General features: G+C 65.0%; 15 protein-coding genes. 6 read left to right on the forward strand and 9 right to left on the reverse strand.

The genetic code is table 11. From position 1 onward, the window contains the following. The first annotated feature begins 31 nt into the window (after positions 1 to 31). A complete protein-coding gene (gene tssH / locus MRBLMS1_RS12010; RefSeq protein WP_485879537.1) occupies positions 32 to 2,692 on the forward strand; it encodes a type VI secretion system ATPase TssH in 2,661 nt (886 codons plus the stop codon). Positions 2,693 to 2,705: 13 nt separating this feature from the next. Here the strand turns inward: tssH and tssA are convergent, their stop codons facing one another. The 7 genes from tssA to MRBLMS1_RS12045 are packed head-to-tail and all read right to left on the reverse strand — an operon-like array spanning position 2,706 to position 11,972. Next, positions 2,706 to 3,737: a type VI secretion system protein TssA gene (gene tssA, locus MRBLMS1_RS12015; RefSeq protein ID WP_485879538.1), complete on the reverse strand. Its 1,032-nt coding sequence runs from the start codon at positions 3,735 to 3,737 to the stop codon at positions 2,706 to 2,708. Between the two features lie 48 nt (positions 3,738 to 3,785). Next, a complete protein-coding gene (locus MRBLMS1_RS12020) occupies positions 3,786 to 4,595 on the reverse strand; it encodes an OmpA family protein (protein WP_485879539.1) in 810 nt (269 codons plus the stop codon). Between the two features lie 2 nt (positions 4,596 to 4,597). Next, complete coding sequence (tagF, locus tag MRBLMS1_RS12025) at positions 4,598 to 5,581, reverse strand: type VI secretion system-associated protein TagF (RefSeq protein WP_139091258.1); 984 nt, start codon at positions 5,579 to 5,581, stop codon at positions 4,598 to 4,600. Further along, the gene (gene tssM, locus MRBLMS1_RS12030) at positions 5,578 to 9,330 is read right to left on the reverse strand and encodes a type VI secretion system membrane subunit TssM (RefSeq protein WP_485880078.1); all 3,753 of its coding nucleotides are present in this window, start codon (positions 9,328 to 9,330) and stop codon (positions 5,578 to 5,580) included. Before tssM ends, tagF begins: the two co-directional genes overlap by 4 nt. Before the next feature lie 53 nt (positions 9,331 to 9,383). Then, positions 9,384 to 10,817 (reverse strand): hypothetical protein, encoded by a 1,434-nt coding sequence (locus tag MRBLMS1_RS12035; protein WP_485879540.1) that lies wholly within the window; start codon positions 10,815 to 10,817, stop codon positions 9,384 to 9,386. 31 nt (positions 10,818 to 10,848) lie between these two features. After that, positions 10,849 to 11,118, reverse strand: a complete 270-nt coding sequence (locus MRBLMS1_RS12040; protein ID WP_456149211.1) for a PAAR domain-containing protein — start codon at positions 11,116 to 11,118, stop codon at positions 10,849 to 10,851. Between the two features lie 11 nt (positions 11,119 to 11,129). Further along, positions 11,130 to 11,972, reverse strand: coding sequence for a M15 family metallopeptidase (locus tag MRBLMS1_RS12045; RefSeq protein ID WP_485879541.1), 843 nt, complete (start codon positions 11,970 to 11,972; stop codon positions 11,130 to 11,132). 217 nt (positions 11,973 to 12,189) lie between these two features. Between MRBLMS1_RS12045 and MRBLMS1_RS12050 the strand changes: the two genes are divergently transcribed. The 5 genes from MRBLMS1_RS12050 to MRBLMS1_RS12070 are packed head-to-tail and all read left to right on the forward strand — an operon-like array spanning position 12,190 to position 19,137. Beyond that, a complete protein-coding gene (locus MRBLMS1_RS12050; protein ID WP_485879542.1) occupies positions 12,190 to 12,987 on the forward strand; it encodes a hypothetical protein in 798 nt (265 codons plus the stop codon). After that, on the forward strand, positions 12,984 to 15,893 hold the full coding sequence (locus MRBLMS1_RS12055) for a type VI secretion system Vgr family protein (protein ID WP_485879543.1): 2,910 nt from the start codon (positions 12,984 to 12,986) through the stop codon (positions 15,891 to 15,893). The genes MRBLMS1_RS12050 and MRBLMS1_RS12055 overlap by 4 nt, the downstream gene beginning before the upstream one ends. A 2-nt stretch (positions 15,894 to 15,895) precedes the next feature. Continuing rightward, positions 15,896 to 16,831, forward strand: a complete 936-nt coding sequence (locus MRBLMS1_RS12060; protein WP_485879544.1) for a DUF4123 domain-containing protein — start codon at positions 15,896 to 15,898, stop codon at positions 16,829 to 16,831. After that, positions 16,828 to 17,490, forward strand: a complete 663-nt coding sequence (locus MRBLMS1_RS12065; RefSeq protein ID WP_485879545.1) for a hypothetical protein — start codon at positions 16,828 to 16,830, stop codon at positions 17,488 to 17,490. The genes MRBLMS1_RS12060 and MRBLMS1_RS12065 overlap by 4 nt, the downstream gene beginning before the upstream one ends. Positions 17,491 to 17,493: 3 nt before the next feature. Then, positions 17,494 to 19,137 carry a T6SS phospholipase effector Tle1-like catalytic domain-containing protein gene (locus tag MRBLMS1_RS12070; RefSeq protein WP_176390242.1) on the forward strand — a complete coding sequence of 548 codons (1,644 nt, stop codon included), beginning with the start codon at positions 17,494 to 17,496 and terminating at the stop codon, positions 19,135 to 19,137. Between the two features lie 18 nt (positions 19,138 to 19,155). Here the strand turns inward: MRBLMS1_RS12070 and MRBLMS1_RS12075 are convergent, their stop codons facing one another. Further along, complete coding sequence (locus tag MRBLMS1_RS12075; protein WP_485879546.1) at positions 19,156 to 20,259, reverse strand: hypothetical protein; 1,104 nt, start codon at positions 20,257 to 20,259, stop codon at positions 19,156 to 19,158. An 11-nt stretch (positions 20,260 to 20,270) separates the two neighbouring features. Further along, the gene (locus MRBLMS1_RS12080; RefSeq protein ID WP_485879547.1) at positions 20,271 to 21,092 is read right to left on the reverse strand and encodes a PoNe immunity protein domain-containing protein; all 822 of its coding nucleotides are present in this window, start codon (positions 21,090 to 21,092) and stop codon (positions 20,271 to 20,273) included. Position 21,093: the final 1 nt, after the last annotated feature.

Here is a 21,093-nt window from a genome sequence, read left to right on the forward strand (position 1 = left end):
CCAACCATCACCCGACAAGGACCGCCTCCCCATGAGCATCAACCTGAAAACATTGATCAGCAAGTTGAACGACACCTGCCGCACGGCCGCCACGCGCGCGGCCAGCCTTTGTGTCGGCCTGGGGCAGTATGAAGTCGACTTGGAGCACGTCTTCCTCGCGTTGCTGGAGCAGCCGCGCAGCGATTTCGTGCTGATTGCCCGCAGTAGCGGCGTCAGCGTGAGCATGCTGGAAGCGGATTTGCGCGCCGAAGTGGCGCGCCTGCAGACGGGCAACACGCGCACGCCCGTGTTTTCCGTGCGCCTGCCGAAGCTGTTCGAGCATGCCTGGCTGATCGCTTCGCTCGATTTGCGGGCCGGGCGGCAGGTGAGCATCCGCAGCGGTCACCTGCTGCAGGCGCTGCTGACCGAGCCGGAACTGGCGCAGCTGGCTTACCGGGGTTCGGCGCTGTTCCATGAATTCAAGCTCGACGAGATCAAGCACGGGCTCGACAAGCTGACCGAGGGTTCGCAGGAAGCCGGCGTGGCGGCCGCAGGGCAGGAGGAAGCGAGCGATGCCGGCGGCGATCCCGTTGGGGAATTGGCCGGCGCGGCGGCGGCGTCGAAAACGCCGGCGCTGGACCAGTTCACCGTCAACCTGACGGCGCGTGCGCGCGCCGGCAAGGTCGATCCCGTGATCGGGCGCGACATGGAAATTCGCCAGGCGATCGACATCCTGATGCGGCGGCGCCAGAACAATCCCATCCTGACGGGCGAGGCCGGGGTCGGCAAGACGGCCGTGGTCGAGGGCCTGGCCTTGCGCATCGTGCAGGGCGACGTGCCCGACATCCTGCGGGGCGTGGAGATCCATACGCTGGACATGGGTCTGCTGCAGGCCGGCGCCAGCGTCAAGGGCGAGTTCGAGAACCGCCTGAAAAACGTCATCGCTGAAGTGGGCAAGAGCGCGCACGCCATCATTCTCTTCATCGACGAGGCACACACGATGATCGGCGCCGGCGGCAGCGCCGGCCAGAACGATGCGGCCAACCTGCTGAAACCGGCGCTGGCGCGCGGCGAGCTGCGCACCATTGCCGCCACCACCTGGGGCGAATACAAAAAATATTTTGAAAAGGATGCCGCGCTGGCGCGCCGCTTCCAGGTCGTCAAGATCGAGGAACCGAGCGAAGAACTGGCATGCGCCATGCTGCGCGGCATGGCGCCGCTGATGGAGCAGCATTTCAAGGTGCGCATCTTCGACGAGGCCATCACCGAGGCCGTGCGCCTGTCGCACCGTTACATCGCGGGCCGCCAGCTGCCGGACAAAGCCATCAGCGTGCTCGATACGGCCTGCGCCAGGGTGGCGCTGGGGCAGAGCGCCACGCCGGCCCTGCTCGACAGCGTGGCGCGCCGGCGCGAGCGCATCGATGCGGAAGCATCGGCCCTGGCGCGCGAGGAGAGCGGCGGCGCCCGCCATGGCGCGCGGCTGCAGCTACTCGACGCCGAACGCGGCGCCGCCACGCAGGAGCACGCGCAGCTGGCCGCGCGCTGGGACAGCGAAAAGACGCTGTCGGAACAGATCCAGGCGATCCGCCGCCAGCTCGAGGACGGCACGCCGGCCGACGCGGGGCAGGGGCGCGAGCTGCTGGCGCTGCAGGCCGAACTGGCGTCGCTGCAGGGCGAGACGCCGCTGGTGCCGGTGCAGGTCGACGGCCACGTGGTGGCGGAAATCGTCGCCGGCTGGACCGGCATCCCGCTGGGCAAAATGGTCAAGGATGAACTCAAGACCGTGCTGCGGCTGAAAGATTTGCTGCAGGAGCGCGTGCTGGGCCAGCCCCACGCGATCGAGGCGGTGGCGCAGCGCGTGCGCACGGCGCGCGCCAACCTGGACGACCCCGACAAGCCGAAAGGCGTGTTCCTGTTCGTCGGCCCGTCCGGCATCGGCAAGACGGAAACGGCGCTGGCGCTGGCCGACGTGCTGTACGGCGGCGAACGCAAGCTCATTTCCATCAACATGAGCGAATACCAGGAAGCCCACAGCGTGTCGGGGCTGAAGGGTTCGCCGCCCGGTTATGTCGGCTATGGCGAGGGTGGCGTGCTGACCGAGGCGGTGCGCCGCAATCCGTACAGCGTGCTGCTGCTCGACGAGGTGGAAAAGGCGCATCCCGATGTCATGGAGCTGTTCTTCCAGGTCTTCGACAAGGGCGTGATGGACGATGCCGAGGGACGCGAGATCGATTTTAAAAATACCATCATCATCCTGACCTCGAACGTGGCGTCGGCCACCATGATGCAGGCGTGCCTGAACTTGCCGCAAGAGCAGCTGCCGACGCCGGAGCAGCTCGAGCTGGCCATCCGCCCGCAACTGCTGAAGGTCTTCAAGCCCGCTTTCCTGGGGCGCCTGAAGGTGATTCCCTATTATCCGATCGGCGACGACGTGCTGGCCCGTATCATCGGCTTGAAGCTGGGCCGCATCGCCGCCCGCATCGCCGCCAATCACCAGGCCGAGTTTATCTACGACGAGGCGCTGGTCGAGGCGGTGCTGGCGCGCTGCACCGAAGTCGATTCGGGCGCGCGCAATGTCGACAATATCCTCAATGGCAGCCTGCTGCCGGAGATCGCCGAAGCCGTGCTGGCGCGCATGGCGGAAGGGCAGGGCATCAGCCGTATCAAGGCCAGCGCCGGCAAGCAGGGGCAGTTCCGGTATACGATCAAATAGGCGCCAAACCGGTTCAGTGGCCGCTGCCGGGCGCGATGCCCAGCAGCTCCTCGATGTGGGCCAGCGAGGCGCCGTCCTTGACCACGCCGCGTAGCCATTCGTGCAGGTTCTGCTCGCCCGCGTTGGCGGCCTTGTCGGCGAAGTACGAGACGGGGCTGTGCGGCTCCGTCTGGCGGAAGTACTGCGCCACCTGGCGCAGCTGCGCCAGCGCCTGGGCGCGGCTGTGCAGCTCGCCGGGCGCCGCCGGCGGCAGCGCCGGCACGGCGGCCACCGCCGCCTGGCTGCCAGCGGGCACCGGTGCGGCCGCGACGCTGGCGGCAGGGCTGGCCGCGGCCGGCAGGGCCAGCTGCATCGTTTGCAGCGCTTCGCGCGCCATGGAAAAGCCCGGGCTGTCCTTGCCCAGGCGGCTATCGGCGGCCTGTTCCAGTTCGGCCAGCGCGTCCAGGCAGAACTGGGCATCGGCCGCAAAAGCGGCGCGGAACTGCGCCGACGTGCCGCGCCGCGCCGCCTCCATGTCCACCAGCCTGGTGCCGTTGACGCCGTCCTGGTTGCTGGCGGCCCGCTTGCGCGCCGTCTCGAAGTCGATCGTCGACCAGCCGCCCGACTGCTTGTCCGTCAGCGCCATGGCGCGCACGAGCGACGGCGTGCGCGCCAGGATCCAGCTCAGGTTGCCGATGCGCTGCTCGTGCTCGTCGCCATCGGGCTGCGGGTACAGGCCCAGGTCCCAGTACTGGCGCAGCAGGCCCGCCAGCAGCCGATAGCCTTCGCCCAGTCCGCGCAGATGGTCTTGCCTGGCGCTGGCTTCGGTCAGCCAGGCGGCGAGCCGCAAGTCCTTGCTCTTTTCCCCCAGCAGGGCGGCGCAGCGCTGCAGTACGAAGGCCCAGTCGGCTTCCTTCAAGTCGGTGACCCACTCGCCCTGGTCGAGGGTGGGGTCGTCGAACTTGCGCGCCTGGCCGATGGCGTCGAAGTCGGTGGAGAAAGACAGGTCGACGCCGCATGGCTGTTCGGCGCTGATGGGAAGCAGGAGCTGGTCGGCTGAAATCATGTGTGTTCTCGGCAGTGGGGCGGATGGTTTGCTCGGGGCGGCGCGGTCTTACTGGACCATGCGAAATTCGATGCGGCGGTTGCGCGCGCGGCCGTCGGCGCTGTCATTGCTGGCGATGGGACGGTCCGGGCCCTGTCCGGAAGCGCTGAGCAGGTCGCCGTCGATGCCCTTGCCGGCCAGGTAGGTCTTGACCGCCTCGGCACGCGCCTGGCTCAGGTTCTGGTTGCTGGCGCGCAGTCCCAGGTTGTCGGTGTGGCCGATGATGTCGACCTTGCGGCCCGCCAGCTTGTGCAGCGCCGCGCTCATTTCGTCGAGGATGGCGCGGCCCGACGGCGTCAGCGTGGTCTTGCCGCTCTCGAATTCGATGGTGCGGTTGGCCAGTGCGCCGTCGAGGATGTTCTGCTCGGAGGCGGACACGCGCAAGCCGTTGTTGACGGTGTACGTGGGATTGAGGCTGGTGGCGAAGTCGCTGGCGATCTTTTGCCGCTGCGCCTCGTTGGCCACTTCGCCGCGCACGCTGACTACGCTGCCTTCGATCTTCAGCTGGCCGCGGCGGATCTGCTTGAGGTCCGCCGTCAGCAGCTTTTGCACATAGGCGTTCCAGTTTGCCGGCTGCGCGACCTGGCCGACGGCGATCTGGTCGACTACCTTGTCGGCGCCATACAGTTCGCGCAGGCGCACCAGCACCGCCGCCTTGGCCGCTTCGTCCGGCACCGTGCCGCTGGCCAGTACCTGGCCCGGTTGCGGCGTGGCGGCGGCCGGTACCGAGACAGCGGCCGCCGGCGCGGCGGCGTTTTGCGCATTGGCGCCGGCCAGCGCGCATGCGAGGCCGAGAAGGAGGGCAAGGCGGATGTGCATGATCAGCTCCCGATGAAGGCCGCACGGAACGTGTCGTGCGCCGATTTGAGTGACAGGTTGGCCTGCGCCAGATAGGTCGAGGCTTTCTTGATGGCGTAGTCGCTGTCGGCCTGTTCCTCGACCCAGGCCAGGTCGTCGAAGGCGATATGGTGCTCCAGCGCCGCCTGTGGTTCCATGATGGCGTGCAGGGTTTGCGCCGAGGCGCCGCAAAAACCCAGCACCAGCGCATGGCGGCCGCGGATGCGGGTGATGAACAGCGCCAGTTCGAAGTCGGCGCGCGCCAGGAACGGGGCGATCAGGTGCATCCAGAAGGCCGCCACCAGGTTGCGGTAGAGCGGATCGGCCGGCAGCGGCAGTTCCAGGCTTTTTTCCAGCCGGCTGGAGCTGCTGGCCATGACGGGCTGCAGCAGCATGCCCAGGGCCAGCAGCACCTGGCGCACGGAACCGCCAAAACCCGTGGGCGCCAGCAGGGCGTCGAGCGCGCCCACCGTCTGCAGGCCGAGGAAGTCGTCGAAGGCGGCCTCGTAGGCGCTGCCGCGCAAGTCCAGTTCGATGCTGGCGCCCGCGGCGGCGGCCGGCAGCGCGGCGCCGGCCGCCGCGCCGCACATCTCGGCGCTCATGGCATCGAGGCGGTTCCACAGGCGCGACAGTACCAGCGGACTGGTCGGCACGAAGCCGGCCGGCTGCGCCACTTCCATGGCGCCCATCATCAGGAAGGGAAAGCGGCGCGACGAGGCATCGCTGCTGGCGGCGATATGCCCGGCGATGGCGCGGCCGCGGCGCGGGCCGATGAAGGCGAAATGCAGCGGCGGCAGCGCATCGTAGGTGAGCTTCCAGCGTGCATCGGCCGTCATCAGCTCCATGGCGTTGGCCAGCCAGTCGTCGAGCATCTTCAGCAGGGCCGGGTTGTCGCCGTGCTTGATGAAGTCGCCGCGGCTGGGAATCTTGCCGAAATAGCCGATCTGGGTAGCGGTAGGGCGGCTCATGGCGTGTTCCCGGCGATGGCGGTGGCCGTTTCGGGCGCGCCGATGGCTACCGATTCCGGCAGTTTCAGGCCACGGAAACCCTGGTTGCCGGCGGAGGCGGGCGCCGGTGCGGCAGCGGCCACGATCTTCAGGTTGGCCGTCACGGTGACGCCGCTGTTTTCCCAGCTCAGTTCAAATACGCCGCCCTCCTTGCGCGTGCGCCTGGCCGAATCGATCATCTTCTTCAGGCCGAAATGCCCGGGTTCGTTCAGCAGCACCACGGTGCGTCCTTCCGGCGTGATGGCGCTGATGCGCGAGCCTGGCACGCCCTGCGGGTTGGGCCAGACCATGTGCACCCAGGGCTGCGGCTGGCCGCGCCAGCGCAGCGCCTGGCCGTCGATCTCGATCGTGTATTCGGTGGCGCCGGGCGCGCTCAGCGCCTGCAGGTCGAAGCGCGTCTGCGCTTCGGCGGCGCCAGCCGCCGTGGCCACGCCGTTGGCGCTGAGCGGCGCGACCCAGCCGGGCAGGCTGGCCACCACCGGCGGCGCCAGGGTGATGCCCATCGCGGCCCAGGTCCTGGCACTGATGGCGTCGCCGCGCCGCACCACCAGCGGGCCGATGGTGGTGTTGAAGAACTTGGCGATGGCGCCTTCCGGGCCGAATACCTGGCCGATGTCCGCATTGCTCGCCTCGATGCGCGAGTCGGGCGCGAACGGATATTTCGGCGCCAGGGTTTTCTGGAACGGTTCGAGTACCTGGGCCAGCCATACCTTGTTGATCTCCGTCTCGGTGGGTTTGATGATGACGGCGAAGGTCTGCATCAACGGGCGCACCAGCAGCGGGCGGATGGCCTGCTTTTGCTGGTCACTCATGCCGGTCAGCATCTGCTCGTCCACGTATTTCAGCGCGTCGGCCAGTTCCGAACCGCTGCCGTCGAGCGTCTGCTGCATCAGCTGCTTGGCGCCGGGACCCGTGTCGCCCTGGTTCTTGATCTGGTTGAAGCGCACGCGCAGCTTCGACAGGGCCGCCAGGTAGCCGCGCATGGGCGACGCTTCCTTGTCGCGCGCCACCACCAGGCGCGCCACGCCGGAAAATTCGCGGCCGACAGGGCCCATCGGCATGGCGCCGCCGGCCTGGCCCGCCACCGTGGCGGCGGGTTTCTGGCGCAGCACCGTTTCGCGGAACCAGTCCATTGCCCCGCGCTGTGCCCGCTGCAAGCCCTGGCCCAGCAGCGAAGGGTTGTCCCACGAGGTTTCCTGGTACACCGTCTCGATCAGCTTGTTGAGGGGCGAGGCTTGCGGATCGCCGAGGCGGTTCATCGCCTGCGCCGCATTGTCGAAACCGTTCAATTCGCGGATGCTGACGCCCTGGATGAATTTCTGCCACTCCCTGGCGTAATCGGTCTTGTACAGTTCCACCAGCGCCTTCTGGATCTGTTCCGGGCTGCCTTCCAGGGTCAGGTCATCCTTCGACGCCGTCTTGAGCACCCAGTCGGCGCTTTGCAGTTCGCGGTTGGCCGCTTCCTGGAATGCCTGCTGGATGTATTTTTCCCAGGCGTCGCGCGTGAAGGTGCCGGGGATGGCGTAGCTGCCCAGCACCAGTTCCTTGTCCTGCTCGCCGACGATGCGCGCCACCGTCATCGACGGAAAGCGCGTGGCGGCGCGCGCCTTCACGTCCGCATACACGCGGTCGCGCGCCGGCATGCCGCGCACCACGCGGCGCAGGCTGTCGCGCGACTGGTCGGCCAGGGCCCGCTGGTTCTCGATCTGCGGCCAGGACGGGTCGTCGATCTGCGTCAGGTAGAACGAGATCAGGCGCTCGGCGCTGCGGATCATCTGTTCGCGCGGCATGTTGCCCCGGTTGGCGTCGAGCCAGCCGCGCCAGTAGCGGGTCAGCTGGTCGTTCAGGTGACCGGCTTCGGCGCGCGACTTGTCGCCCAGCATCAAGTAGGTTTTCAGGGCATTGTAGGCATCTTCCACGTTCGTCGGCGCGGCATCCTTGAAGGGCTGGCCTGTGGTGCTGGCCGCCGGGCTGACTGTGGTGGTGGCCGTCGTGCCGGCCGGCACTGCCGCCAGCGGCTGCAGCCGGTCGGCGCCCGCGTTCACTTCCGCGAGGAACGATTCCAGCGACTGCGCCACCGGCGCGAGCATGACTTCCTTGAGGCCGGAAAAATACTCTTCGCGCAGTTTGCGTTCCAGCAAGTCACCCTGGTACAGGCCCAGGCTGAGCGCCAGCGGCCGCTTGCTGCGGTACGATTCCAGCTGCTCGATGCGGTCCTGCAGGATTTCCAGGGCCTGGAAGCGCGACTGCAGGTCCAGCCGCTTGTCCTGCACCTTGATGGCCTGCTCCAGGTCGGCCTGGACATTGGCCGCCAGCTGGCGGTTGGCCAGGTAGGACCAGCTCCAGCCGCCCAGCGCCAGGCCGGCCAGCGCGATGGCGGTGAAAAACGTGGCATAGCGCAAGCGCGTCTTGCGTGGACTGGCGTATTGCGCCACCAGCTCCCTGTCGGCGAAGATCACCTTGCGAAACAGGTTCAGCAGGAAGTAGCCGTGCTGGTCCTGCACCTGGACCGTCTTGTGTTCCTGCTGCTGCGGTTTGAGGTCGAAGCGCTGCGCCACCCGTTCCGACGAGGCGGAGACGGAAGCGCCTTCCTGCAGGGCGCTGGTGAAATAGAAACCGCGGAAGACGGGCTTGAACTGGAACGGGTTTTCCTCGAACAGCGTGGCGATGAAGGCGCGCAGCGGCCCCTTCACGGAACTGAATTCCAGCGGGAAGGTGAAGACGCCGGGCGGCATGCGCTCGCGTCCCAGCAGCGACATGTTGGCCAGGCTGAGGTCCTTCAGGCCATCGTACAGCTCGTCGAAGCGCTGGTCGAACTGCTCCAGCACGTCCTGCTTCGAGCTGTTGACGCTGTAGGGCAGGGTGGCGCCCCAGACCTTGTCGCGTTCGCTGCGCTCGGCATCGTGGAAAAATTCGCTGAAGCCGGTGATCAGGTCGGCCTTGGTGAATACCACGTACACGGGCGCATGGACTTCCAGCTTCTCCGTCAGTTCCTGTACGCGCTGGCGCAGGTTCTTGGCCAGTTCGATGGCGAATTCGGGCTTGCTGCCGGTCAGCTCGGCAATGCTGACGGCGATGATGATGCCGTTGATCGGCGCGCGCTTGCGGTGTTTTTTCAGCAGGGCGAGGAAGCCGAACCACTCGGCGCGGTCTTCATCGCTGATGGCGTAGCGCCCGGCCGTATCGAGCAGGATGCCGTCGGTGGTGAAAAACCAGTCGCAGTTGCGGGTGCCGCCCATGCCTTGCACGATCTTGCTGTCGACAAAAGGAAACTGCAGGCCCGAATTGGCGATCGCCGTGCTCTTGCCGGCGGCGGGATTGCCGATGATCATATACCAGGGCAGTTCATACAGCGCCGCATCGCCCGACAGCTGGCCCAGGCGCGATGTCTTGATGGTATTGATCGCTTCCAGCATGCGCTTGCGGATGGCTTCGGTTTCCTCGCGCTGCACCAGGCCGGCCTTGGGCGCGGCGCCGGCCGCCTGCTGCTCGAGCATGCTGTTGAAGCTGGCGCCCTCGCGCCGGCGCCGGCGGCGTCGCAGCCACCACACGATGGCGCCCAGCAGCGCCGCCGCAGCCAGCAAGGGCAGCAGCCGGGCGGCCGGCCAGTCGAAAATGACGGCGCAGGCGAACACCAGCAGGACGGCGGCCGCGATGCCGAGGATGATCAGGCTGGTGCGTGAGGTCAGGGAGTGCCAGAATCGTTGCATCATAATTTTGTAGTGTGCAAACCGTTAATGTGCGTGGAGGGGACGTCGCCGTATCAGGTGGTGCTGTGACTGCTTTCCGCAGGCGGACCAATGACGAGGGCGCCGCGCTGGAGTGGATCGAGGTTGCTGAGACATAAGACTTGCGCGCCATCGTCGGCCGCCGCTTGCCGCGCCATGGCCAATGCGGCCAGTGTCGTGACGGCGCCGCACTGGCCGCATGCGGCGCCGACGCCCAGCACCTGTTCGCCAAGGTCGAGCTGGGGCAAGAGGGCGCCGGCGCATTGCATCAGTTCGAGCATGCGGGGGGCGCGCTGGTCGGTATCGGCACTGACCAGCACGATGCCGGCCGCCGCATCGTCGCCGGCTGCGGCCAGCGCCTGCCGGCCCAGGTCCGCCAGCAGGTTCTTGTCCGTTTCGCCGCGCCGGCTGGCGCCTTGTGGCAGTTCGCCCGTGGCGGCGCGGTGCAGCAGCACTGGCGCCGCCTCGTCCAGCGGCGCCGTTGCGTCAGGGCCGGCCAGCAGCAGGCCGGCCGCGCCTTCGCCGGGGATCTGTCCGTTCGCCTGAGCGGCGCTGAACAGCTGGCCCTGGCTTGCCAGTGCATGCACGCGCAGCTCGCCCAGGTGCGAATCGCAAGCCAGCACGATGGACAGGCAGGGCCGCTGCGGTGGCGCGTCTCCGGCAAGCGCATTCAACAGCGCAAACGGCGCCGGCTGCCCTGTGGCTGGTTCGGCGGCCGGCAGCAATTTCTGCGCCGGCCAGCCCTGCTCGCGCGCCAGGTGGCGCAGCCAGGCGTCGCCGGCCTGGCGCTGGGCGGCACTCCACGAGGCCGGCGTCAGCAGGTGCAGCCGCAGCATGGGCAGCGCGCTGGCCGGCGAGGCCGGTGCGCCTGCCGACAGCGCATGCTGCAGGGCTTCGTCCACCAGTTCGGCCAGCACCACGGCGCCCAGGGCCAGCGCGCGCAAGTCTTCCGGATTGAAGGGAAACGGTTCGCTGGCCAGGCCGGCCTGCGGATGCTCGCGCAGCCAGGCGGCCAGCAATTGCTGCTGCAGTTCTTCGTCGATGCCGTCTACCCTGGCGCACAGCAGGGGATAGCCGTCCGCATCGAGCAACTGGCCGTCGAGCGCTGGACGGCATTGGCGCGAGCGCATGGCGGCCAGCAATTCTGACGGCGTGGCGCCGCCCGGCATGCGCAGGCTGGCGGCCACGATATGCAGCGGCACCGCCGCCGCGGGAGGTGTCGCCGCATCGGCCTGCAGGGGCGCGGCAGGGCCCGGCGCCGCCAGGACTGGCCCGGCCAGCAGACTGGCCAGCACTTTTTTACTCAGCCATAGCATGAATAGCAGGGCCAGCGGCAGCGCCAGCATGGCGCCGGCCAGCTCGCCCGGCGTCGGCATGCGCGTGCTGTCGCGCCAGTAGGCGATGGCGCCCGTCCAGCTCAGCGCAAAGACGGACACGGTCAGCAGGCAGCGCCGCAGCCAGGGGCGCATCAGCGGTCTCCTCCGCATACGGGCAGGGCCGTCATGCCTGGTCGGTGGTGGCTTGCTGGCTGGCGATCAGCAGCGCACCGCAGGCGGTCTTGTCGCCGTGGCGCGCCACGGGCTTGCCATCGACGATGAGGCTGGGGTCGCCGCTGACGATGGGGCAGACGCCATGGCCGGGCAGGGGACACGCTACCTTGTCGCCGACCCGAGCCATGCCGATGCCGCCGCTGTCGCTCACCGCCGATGCTTCCAGCACGGTGCCGCCATGCGATGTCTTGTCGCCTAATCTGATTACGGGACCGGCCATATGCGCTCCTCTCAGTGTTTTTTCATTACGCCGGGCAGGCGCAGCTCGGTATGCCCGAAATCCATCATTTTCCAGCGTCCGCCCCACGTCATGCCGACCGATTCGGCCACTTCGCCATACAGCTGGTAGCCGCGCATGGCCCACGGATCCTTCTCGGAAATGATCAGCTTGCCATTGCGCAGGAAGGCGCAGTCGGCCGCCAGGCCGTACTGGTGCCAGCTTTGAAAGGCGGCCGCGTTGCTGACGTTGGGCCCCATGCCCGCCAACATGGTTTGCCGCTCGGGGCTGCGGTAGCCTTCCAGCAGCGCCATCTCGTAGCCATGTTTTTCCTTCATGATCTTGAAGACCAGCAGCAGGCGCTGCGCATATTCCACATTCAGCAAGGTCCAGTTGCGGCTGGCCGATACCAGCAGCGGGCGCTCCTGGCGCACTTCTTCCGTGGCAAACACGAGCGGCGGCAGGTCGACGGGGGGCACCAGCTGTTCGCCCTGCAGCAGGCTGGCCACCTGCGTATTCATTTCACGCGTCGATACATCGTAGGCGCCCAGCATGGATTTGCTGTCGGCCATCAGGGCCAGCAGGGTCGGCAGGCTGATCGCGGCCACGCCCGCGAGACACAGCAGGTAATGACGGCGCAGCAGGTCGGCAGTGCGGGCCAGCAGCGTGGCGATGCGCTGTCCCAGGCTGGCCATGCCCGTCTGCTGGCGCCTGGCCACGCGCTGCAGGCAGGCGGCGAGGCGCTGCTCCGCGCCATCGACGGCGTGCAGCACGAAATCGCGCCCGGCAGGGAACAGGACCAGCCAGCTGATCAGGCATGCCAGTATGAAATACAGCGCTACCGCGAGTAGGAACACGCTAACCTCAATCAAAAATGTTTGGCTGCGGAACGGTGCTGTCCATCGGGCGAAAACAGGGAATCGATGGATATTGCCTGGAAGTATATCTTACAAAACTGATAATTAAGGCGGGCGTTTTTCAATTGTGCGGGGGGGCGCACTGTTGATTTTATGGCACGCGTCATGATTTTGTTGAATAGCGTAAAGTCTTGCAAATATTACAGGAGCGCACATTTTGCGAACTCATGACGATAGCCCCCGGCTCCCGGCCCGGCCCAGCCTGTTGACGCAGGCGCAGCAGGCGGAGGCCGACCGTAACCGCATCCTGACCACGCTCGAGGGTGGCAATACCGGCTCGTCCGCCAGGAGCAGGCGTGGCAGGCTGTCCCTGCGCAAGGGCATGGGAGCGGGGGCCGCGCTGCTGCTGTTGGTGGCCGCTGGCGTCTGGCTGGGACAGCGCGGAGAACGGGCTGGAGACGACGATGGGCTGGCGGCGCCGGTTGCCCTGCCCGTCGCCACCACCGCGCCCGCCATCGTGGAAGCGCCGCCGGCGGCCGCCAGCATCCATGACGAGGCGCCGTCCGCCGCCGTACCGCAGCAGAGCCTGAGCGACATGCTCGATGCCGGCGCGGCAGCCACTGTCGCCACTGCCGCTGCCAGTAACGCGAGTGCCGCGCACCCCGGCGATGTGCTGAGCAAGGCGCTGGAAACGCCATCGCCACCGGCCGCTGCGGCGAAACAGGTGGCCAGGGCGGCTCGCCCCACGGCCAAAAAAACGCCGGCGAAAGTGCCTGCGGCAACGCCCGCCCGCCGCGCGGAAGACAGCGATATCGCCTTGCTGTCGGCCCTGCTGGCCCATGCGCAGGCCGCGCCGGCGCCAAAGAAAACCGCTGCGGGCCTGCGGGCCCAGTTGCGGCAATGCGCGGCGCTCAAGCGCGATGCCGCCGTGGCGTGCCACGCGCGCGCCTGCCAGGGCCATGGCGACAACGCGCAATGCCAGGCCGGGCAAGCTGCCGCGAAAGGCGGGAAATGAGTGCGGCAAGCGCCGATCAGGTCAACGCCTCCCTGGCTGGTTTCAGCAGCGTGACGCGGCTGTACGAGCTGTCGCTGGACGGCGGCGAGGGCGGGACGGCACAGTGGCTGGTGGAAGCGTTTGCCGCCGACGAGCAGTTGCAGGCGGTGGGCGTGCGCGACATCATCGTGCTGTCGACAGATGCCAACGTGGCGCTGGCGCCGCTGCTGGGCAAGCCGGCCGCGCTGCACGCCAGCCTGGCCGACGGTAGCCGTGCCGTCTTCAGCGGCTATATCAGTGAAGCGGCGATGCTGGGCAGCGACGGCGGACTGGCCCGTTTCCGGCTGCGCCTGACGCCGTGGCTATGGCTGTTGAGCCAGGTACGCAACAGCCGCGTCTGGCAAGACAAGAGCGTGATCGAGATCGTCGACAGCGTGTTCCAGGCCTACGCGCCGCAAGCCGACTGGCGCTGGAGCGGCGACACGGGGCCGTTCATGGCCGAGGCGCAGCCGCGCAGCTATTGCTGCCAGTACCGCGAGTCGGACCTGGCCTTCGTCACGCGGCTGCTGAGCGAAGAAGGCCTGGCCTGGCGTTTCGAAGAACACGATGGCGGACATTGCCTGGTACTGTTCGCCGACAGCAGCGCCTTGAGCGCGGTGCCGGAAGACGCCAGCAGCGCGCAAGGCGGCGGCATCCGATTTCATGGCGCGCGGGCCATGGAACAGGCCGACTCCATCCAGGCGCTCGGCCGGTCACGCGCTTTGTGCACGGCGGTGGCGACAGTGCTCAGCTATGACTACAAGGCCAAGAAAGCCGTCAGCGCCAGCGTGCCGACGCGGCTGGCGCCGGGCGGGAAAAACGCGCCCGCGCTGGAAAGCTATGATGCGCCAGGCCAGTATTTCTATGCCGATGCGGCCCAGGCCGAACGCTATGCCTTGCTGCAGATGCAGGCGATCGAAGCGCGCGGCGAACGCTGGCACGCCCGTTCGACCGTGCGCACCTTGCGTGCCGGCACTCGCTTTACCTTGACGCAGGGACCGCTTCAGCAGGACGGTGCCGAGGCGCCGGCGCTGGTCGTGCTGCGCGTGTGCAGCGTAGGCGTGAATAACTTGCCGGCGCCCGCCAGGCAGGGCCTGGCTGAACTGTTCGGCCCGATCCCGGAACTGTTGCAGGAAACCTTGCAAACAGCGTTCGCCGGCCTGGCCTCGCCGTCGATGGGCGTGGCGCCTCTCGCCCAGGTGATCGCGCAGGCCTTCGAGAGCGGCTATGCCAATCATCTTGACGCCATCGCGGCCGACACGCCATGGCGGCCGCTGCAAGATACGGACGATATACGCCATCACCCGAAGCCGACGGCCTGCGGCAGCCAGAGCGCCATCGTCGTCGGCGCCGACGGCGGCGCCAGCGCGAGCGGCGGCAGCGAAATCCATTGCGACAAGCTGGGCCGGGTGCGCATCCGTTTCCACTGGCAACTTGACGGCAGCGCCACCTGCTGGGTGCGCGTGGCGCAGCGCGCGGCCGGCGGCGGCATGGGCAGCCAGTTCCTGCCACGCATCGGCCAGGAAGTGCTGGTGCAATTTCTGGAAAACGATATCGACCGGCCCATCATCGTTGGCGCCCTGTACAACGGGCAGGGCGAGGGCGGCGTCGCGCCCACGCCGGGCGGCATCACGGATAAACCCGCGGACGCCAGCGTGTTCGAGCCGGCGCGCGACCATGCGCCCTCGGCCCAGGGCAACGTGGCGGGCGGCAACAGCCCGCTCTGGCATGGCGCGGCCGGCGGCAGCGCCGGCCACCGCAACGGCGCCGCGCAATGGGGCATCCGCAGCAAGGAATTCGGTACCGCCGGCTCCGGCTCTGGCTATAACCAGCTGCTGTTCGACGATACGGACCAGCAAGGGCGCATCGAGCTCAAGAGCAGCCATGCGGCCAGCGCGCTCGGTCTTGGTCACCTGATCCATGCGGCCGACAATTACCGGGGCAGCCTGCGCGGCCTGGGCGCCGAACTGCGCACCGACGATTACGGCGCCGTGCGGGCCGGGGCCGGGCTCTTGATTTCCAGCTACCTCGTCAACCACGACGCGCAGGCGCGCGATCCGGCCGGCGACAATGCGCCGGGCATGGTCCTGCTCAAGCAGGCGGCCAAGCTGGGCGAAACCTTCAGCGCCGCCGCCGTCACGCACAAGACGGTCGCATATGCCAGCCACCTGGGCCCGGCCAAGGCGAACACCAGCGTGCTGGACGAAAAGGCGGCGCCCCTGCAAGCCTTTCTCACCACCGCTTCCGGCATGCTGAGCCAGGACAGCACCGCCGCCGCGCGGCGCGACGCGGCGGGCAAGCCGACCAGTCCCGGCGACGACAAGCTGCCGCACAGCAGCGACGCCATCATCGCCATCGCCGCGCGCGCCGGCCTGGGCGTGCTGGCGGGCCAGGATATTCAGTTGGCGAATGGCGAAACCACTTCCCTGATGAGCGGTCAGGACACCCAGTTCGTCGGCGGCGGCCAGCTGCGCGTGCACAGCGGCCAGGCCATCGGCGCGCTGGCTGGCGTCGTCAAGGCGGGCGAGAACAATATCGGCCTGCAACTGATCGCCGCCAAACAAGCCATCGACCTGCAGGCGCAGGCCGACGTGCTCAACGTGCAGGCGCGCGAGGAAGTCAATATCATCAGCGCCGCCGCGCACATCGACTGGGCGGCGGCCAAAAGCATCCGCCTGTCGACGGCGGGCGGGGCGAATATCACGATCGAGGGCGGCAACATCACCGTGCAGTGTCCGGGCAAGATCACGGTGCATGCTGGCAAGAAGAGTTTTGACGGGCCATCCCGTGCAAGCTATCCACTGCCGGTAATGCCTCGCAGTATTTGCAAGGAATGTCTGTTAAATGCGGCCAGGAGCGGCTCGCCCTTTGCCGCGAAGGGGGAGTGATCATGCGCGAAAACGATGGCGGGACCCCCGCGTGTGGTTTGCAGTTGCTTGCGCTGCTCGATAGTCCTGCTCTCGACAAGGGGGAGTCCCTCTACAGCTTGATTGATGGCGCCAAGTTGGATGGTGTGGCCCGTATCCGCTTGCCTGGCGATCACAGCGTTGAGTTGTATTCCCTGTTGGGTGAATTGGCTGAGCCGGACGCCCTGTACGCTGGCCCGATATTGTTGCGGCATATGCAGCGCGAGAAATGTCCCTTGCTCGCCAAATTGCTGTGCACTGCCGGCAGCGCCAATTTTATGTCGCTGATTGTTTCTGGCCAGCCCCTGCAGCAATTGTTAGAACGGCTGACCTGGTTGACAGAGGTGGTGCACGATGATGGTACCGAGTGGATCATGCGCTACTACGATCCGCTTATCCTGCCGCACTGGCTGGACGTGCTGAAAACGGCGCAGCGCAAGATTGCACTCGCAGGCATCACGGGCTGGTTGTACAAGGACGTGCGTGGGGTGCTACAAATTGTACATGGAGAGAAAAATGAGGCGCCTGCCCCGCCTGGCAGTGAATGCATGCTTTTGACACAACATCAATATCTCGAACTGATGAATAGAGCATCGCCGTACATGCTGATGAAGCAAATGGAGAGCGATGATCCGCAGGCGCTCGATGGTTTGCCTCCGGATCAGCGCTACGACTTTTTTTTTGAACAACTGGGCAGGGCGCAGGCATATGGATTAAGTTCGCCCACAGACTTGAAAAGTTACTGCATGTTGTCGCTCATGTTAGGCGCCGATTTTCATCTGGCGCCACTCGCCGCCATCGCTTTGCAGGCCGAAGGAACGGCGCAGTCCTTCAGTGACCGGATCCTGGCCTGGACTCCTGGGCAATGGGCTGCGCTCGAAGAAGTTTCCGCTTCCAATATGAATGCGATCCCGACATGAAAAAACTGACCTCCATCGTATTATGTCTATTTATTTTGGCCGCTTGCGATTCCAGGGCGAAGGAAGAACGCTTGCAACAGGAATTAAACGAGAAAACCTTCACTACCACGTCATATAACTACACGCCGTACGATATTTATTCGATCGCATTCAAGGGCATTTCACTGCCATTCAATGTCGATGAAGCGCCCAGCGGTGGTTCCATTTTTTTTCGCGACGCAAGCGAGGCGGAAATGGACAATGGTGAAAAAGTCAGTTTCAGCAGTGGAAATTGCTGTTTCATCTGGGATAGTCCTGTGGATAAACCGCTGCGCGTGCGCGTGGTTTGGAGCGTGGTTTTCGATACTACCTACCACGATGGAAAATCGAGTGTCGACTATGACGAACGCACTTCCAGGATGAGTGCTCCTGGAAGCCGCTGGTGTCAGGCTACTGTTGACATCCTGCCCGCCAAAGGGCCCGAGCGCCCAACCATCGTGCTTTTGCACTTTCTTGCCGATGGTACGGTTCAGGCACATCTGGGCACATTCAAGACGCAGGCGCCGCTTGCTGCCGAGCAGGTAAAACTGCATTCGGCGCACCTTCCCCAAGGCCAGTTCTGCAAGCAGGAAATCGAGAATCCTTTTTATGGCATACCGCGGACACCGCACAGGGAATAGACCATGAGCAATCCAACGATACGCCGGCTTAGCGACGTCACGAAGAGTGAGCGGCTTGCGCGAGGAATATATCGCAAGGAACTGGAAAAATGTGCGAAGGAATCGGATTGCCGAAAGCCCGTCTGGATCAGTTGTTTTTTTGACGGAACTGGAAATAATTTCAAAAAAGATGGTAATGGCTCGCTGGCTTCGTCGAAGGTGAAGTACAGCAATATTGCGAAATTGGGAAAATTTGCGCATACGGCTGAAGATGAAAAAAACAAGACCTACGCGATATATGCGCCAGGGGTCGGCACGCCGTTTCCAGAGGTTCAGGATAGTGGTGATGGAATCGATGGGGCGCTCGGCATGGCATCTGCTGCAAAAGGGCAGGCCCGGATCAGCTGGATGCTGAAGGAGTTCAAGATGCGGGTGGACAAACACATGCCGCATGTAAATCAAATCAATGTTGCGGTGTTTGGCTTCAGCCGGGGGGCAGCCCAGGCGCGGGCCTTTGTACGTCAGTTGGCTGGACAATGTTATCAGCAAGGAGATGGGCTGATCTGGACCAAAAGTGGCGGATTTATTCAGCCGCGTCTGGTGATCTACTTCCTCGGCATTTTTGATACCGTGGCCTCGGTGGGGTTTGGCGGCAGTCGCCTTGAGTCCGATCTCAAATATTACCTGGGGCCTGTGTGGGGGGGCGTGATGTATTTGGCAGACGAGGGCGGCCATGCGGAATGGGCCGCCGATCTGCGTATTCCACCATACGTGCGCTTCTGCGAACATTATGTCGCAGCGCATGAAGTGCGGGAGAAATTTCCATCCGATTCTATTCGAATCGATCAGGCCACTGACTCAAACTGCCGGGAAACCCTTTATCCCGGGGCACACTCCGACGTGGGCGGCGGTTATGACGACATGAATCAGGAGGGACGCTCAAACGAGTTGTCGCGCATTCCGCTGTGCAATATGTATCTGTCGGCATATGCGGCGGGGGTGCCGTTCAAGTCTCCCGAAGAGGTTCTTCAGGATTATGGCTCGCTGTTTAACATCAGCAGCGAATTGCAGGGATGCTTCGACACCTACATGAAGCACGTCAGCGCAGACAAGCGGCTCGAGAAACAAGTCATCAGCCACATGAACAATTACTATCATTGGCGCTGGGGGCGCACGGAACGCCAGCGCGCGGCGCGCAAAGAACGCGAAGCCATCATCGCAAAGGGGCAGTCCGTCATGTATGCCACGCCGGATAAATACATGACCACGACGGACAGCGAATGGGAACGCGACGTGCAGAACATCGCAGAAAAGAAGACAGGCTTTTTTCGTAGTGCGACGGAACCGCTGGAAGACGCGATCTACGATGCCTGGAAAGGCAAGCTCCGAAAGTCGATGTCGGTTGCGGAGCGGACTTTATTTGACAAATTCTTTGATCGTTATGTGCATGATTCTGTTGCGGGATTCAAGAATCAGATGACTGACGCCAGTATCGGCTTTGTTGAAGCCAGTCGCTGGTCCCGAAACCGGCAGTATTTCATGGGGAAACGAGGCAAGAAATATCTTTACTGGCGATATGAGGGTTCAAAACCGGAATTGGGCGGCGTAAAAGAGGCGATGCTGGTGCCGAAAGAAGCGTCGGCAGGTGGCGATACGGCGATAGCCTAGCAGAAACGGGCTTTGCCGCTATCTGGCGCGGACCGCCGCCCTGGCTTGCTTGTCGCACTCGCGCACGGCCGCTTTGCATGCGGAAAACGCTTCCAGATAGGTCACGGCGCTCTGCCGCTCTGCGACCTGTTCAGCCACCTGCTGTGTGAGCTGCATCGCTGTCGTCGCGGGCATTTTCTCCAGTTTCCTGGTGATGTCTTGTAGCGAATTTTTTTGACGCGCCAGTTCCGCGGCCAGCACGGCCTTGCGCTCGGCGGCGGGCAGGGCCGGATACAGCCGGCCATTGCCCGCCTCGACACTGCCATCGGCCGTCATCGACAGCGACGCGTGCGGGGCGCGAAATTCCAGCGCCAGCTTGCCATCGGCCTGCACGATGACCAGCAGTTCCTCGGTGGCAGTGCCGGCCGGCAGCGGCAAGGTGCGCGTTTCCGGCTTGCCGTCCGGCAGCCAGCGGTACTCGATGTTGAGCTGTACCGGCTTCTGTGGGGCGGCTGGCAGGTAGAAACAGCAATTGGCGGCGCTGCTCATGTAAGGGTTCAGGGGATCGGTATCGACGGCGTTGGCCGGATTGCCGGCATCGCTGACGCCGACCTGGATGGAGCGGGCGCTGTAGTTCAAGGTGCTGACCGCTATCTTTGCCTCATTGGCCCCGGGCCGGTAGTCATGCTGGCCGCGCTCGCCCCGTTCGGCATGGCCTGCCAGCAGCGGACGGCGCTGCATGAACTTGATGCCGATGGCAAAGATATGGCTCAGGTAGCCGGTATCCGAGCGGCCGTCGCGCGAATAACTTCCTCCGGGCGTGTAGTAGAGGTAGCCGATGTCCTCTATCGCCAGGGCGCGCACCTTGCCGTCCTGAGGGAATAATGGTTCCGCCAGGTAGCGATCCTTGGCGCCCATGACCTTGGCGGAGAGCACTCCGGCCCATGCCCGTTCGCCCGCGAAACGGGGAAAGACGTTGAATTCGCCATCGATGAAGGGTTTGATCTTCAGCACATCCTGTGTCATGCCCGTGACGGGATCGATGACGGAGTAAATGCCGGGGAAAGGCGTGTCGGCGGCGAGCGACAGCGCGGGCGTGGCGAAGATGAGGCAGGCTGCGATCACGGCGGGTTTGCTGCGCATGCTGGCTCCAATCATATAGAGAGTGGCTGACGGTGGAATGCCACCAGGTCGGCGGGATAGAATTCGGCATCGCGATAGCAGCTGTCGTCGATATCGAGCAGGCAGGTGATGGCTGCCGCTTCCCATGACCAGTAGCCTGAAAATGACGTGTCACGCTCGTGGCTGCCATAGTAGGGTTCGCGGCGGCTGGCGTTATACCATTTGTCCAGATAGTCCTGCATCAGCGCCGGACGCGCCTGTTTTTCTGCCGCGAATATCTTGAGTGTCTTGAAATAGGGCAGGCGGCGCGTGCATGCTGGCCAGGCGGTCTCCCTGCCATCGACGGAAAATGCCAGCAAGCGTTCGACCAGCCCATCTTTTTCAGGGTTGTTGAAATCGATGACAGGCGCCAGGCGCGGTAGCAAATTGCCCCAACCCAGGAGAATGCCAAGGCAGATCATCCGGTTGACCTGCTCGTAGCCGTCACCAGGCAGGGCGAAGTGGGGAAACCCCCGTTCCGCAGCGCCGGCCTGCACGTCAAAAGCCCTGTCATAGCTGGCATACTCTTCCCAGTATTCCAGTACCGTGGGGTACAGCGCGCGCAGATCGGCTGTCGTATGGCCAGCGCTGTAAGCCAGGCTGAGCAGGTCGATGCCATCCCATGCCCGCTGGCGCGTGGCCGTCATGAAGTTTTCTGGCGGGATATTTTGCAGTACTTCAGCAGGCTGTTGCAAGCCTGCCTCCACCATGTCGAAGCACTCGTCCTGGCTGTCTTTGCTTTCAAGGTAAATCGCGTAGGACAGCAGCGGTTCCCTGCGCCTCGCCAAAAAAGTGTGTTCGTCCAGAGTCTGCATG

This window comes from Massilia sp. LMS1-1-1.1, assembly GCF_040815535.1.
In the GTDB taxonomy this organism is placed as follows: Bacteria; Pseudomonadota; Gammaproteobacteria; order Burkholderiales; family Burkholderiaceae_D; genus Janthinobacterium; species Janthinobacterium aestuarii.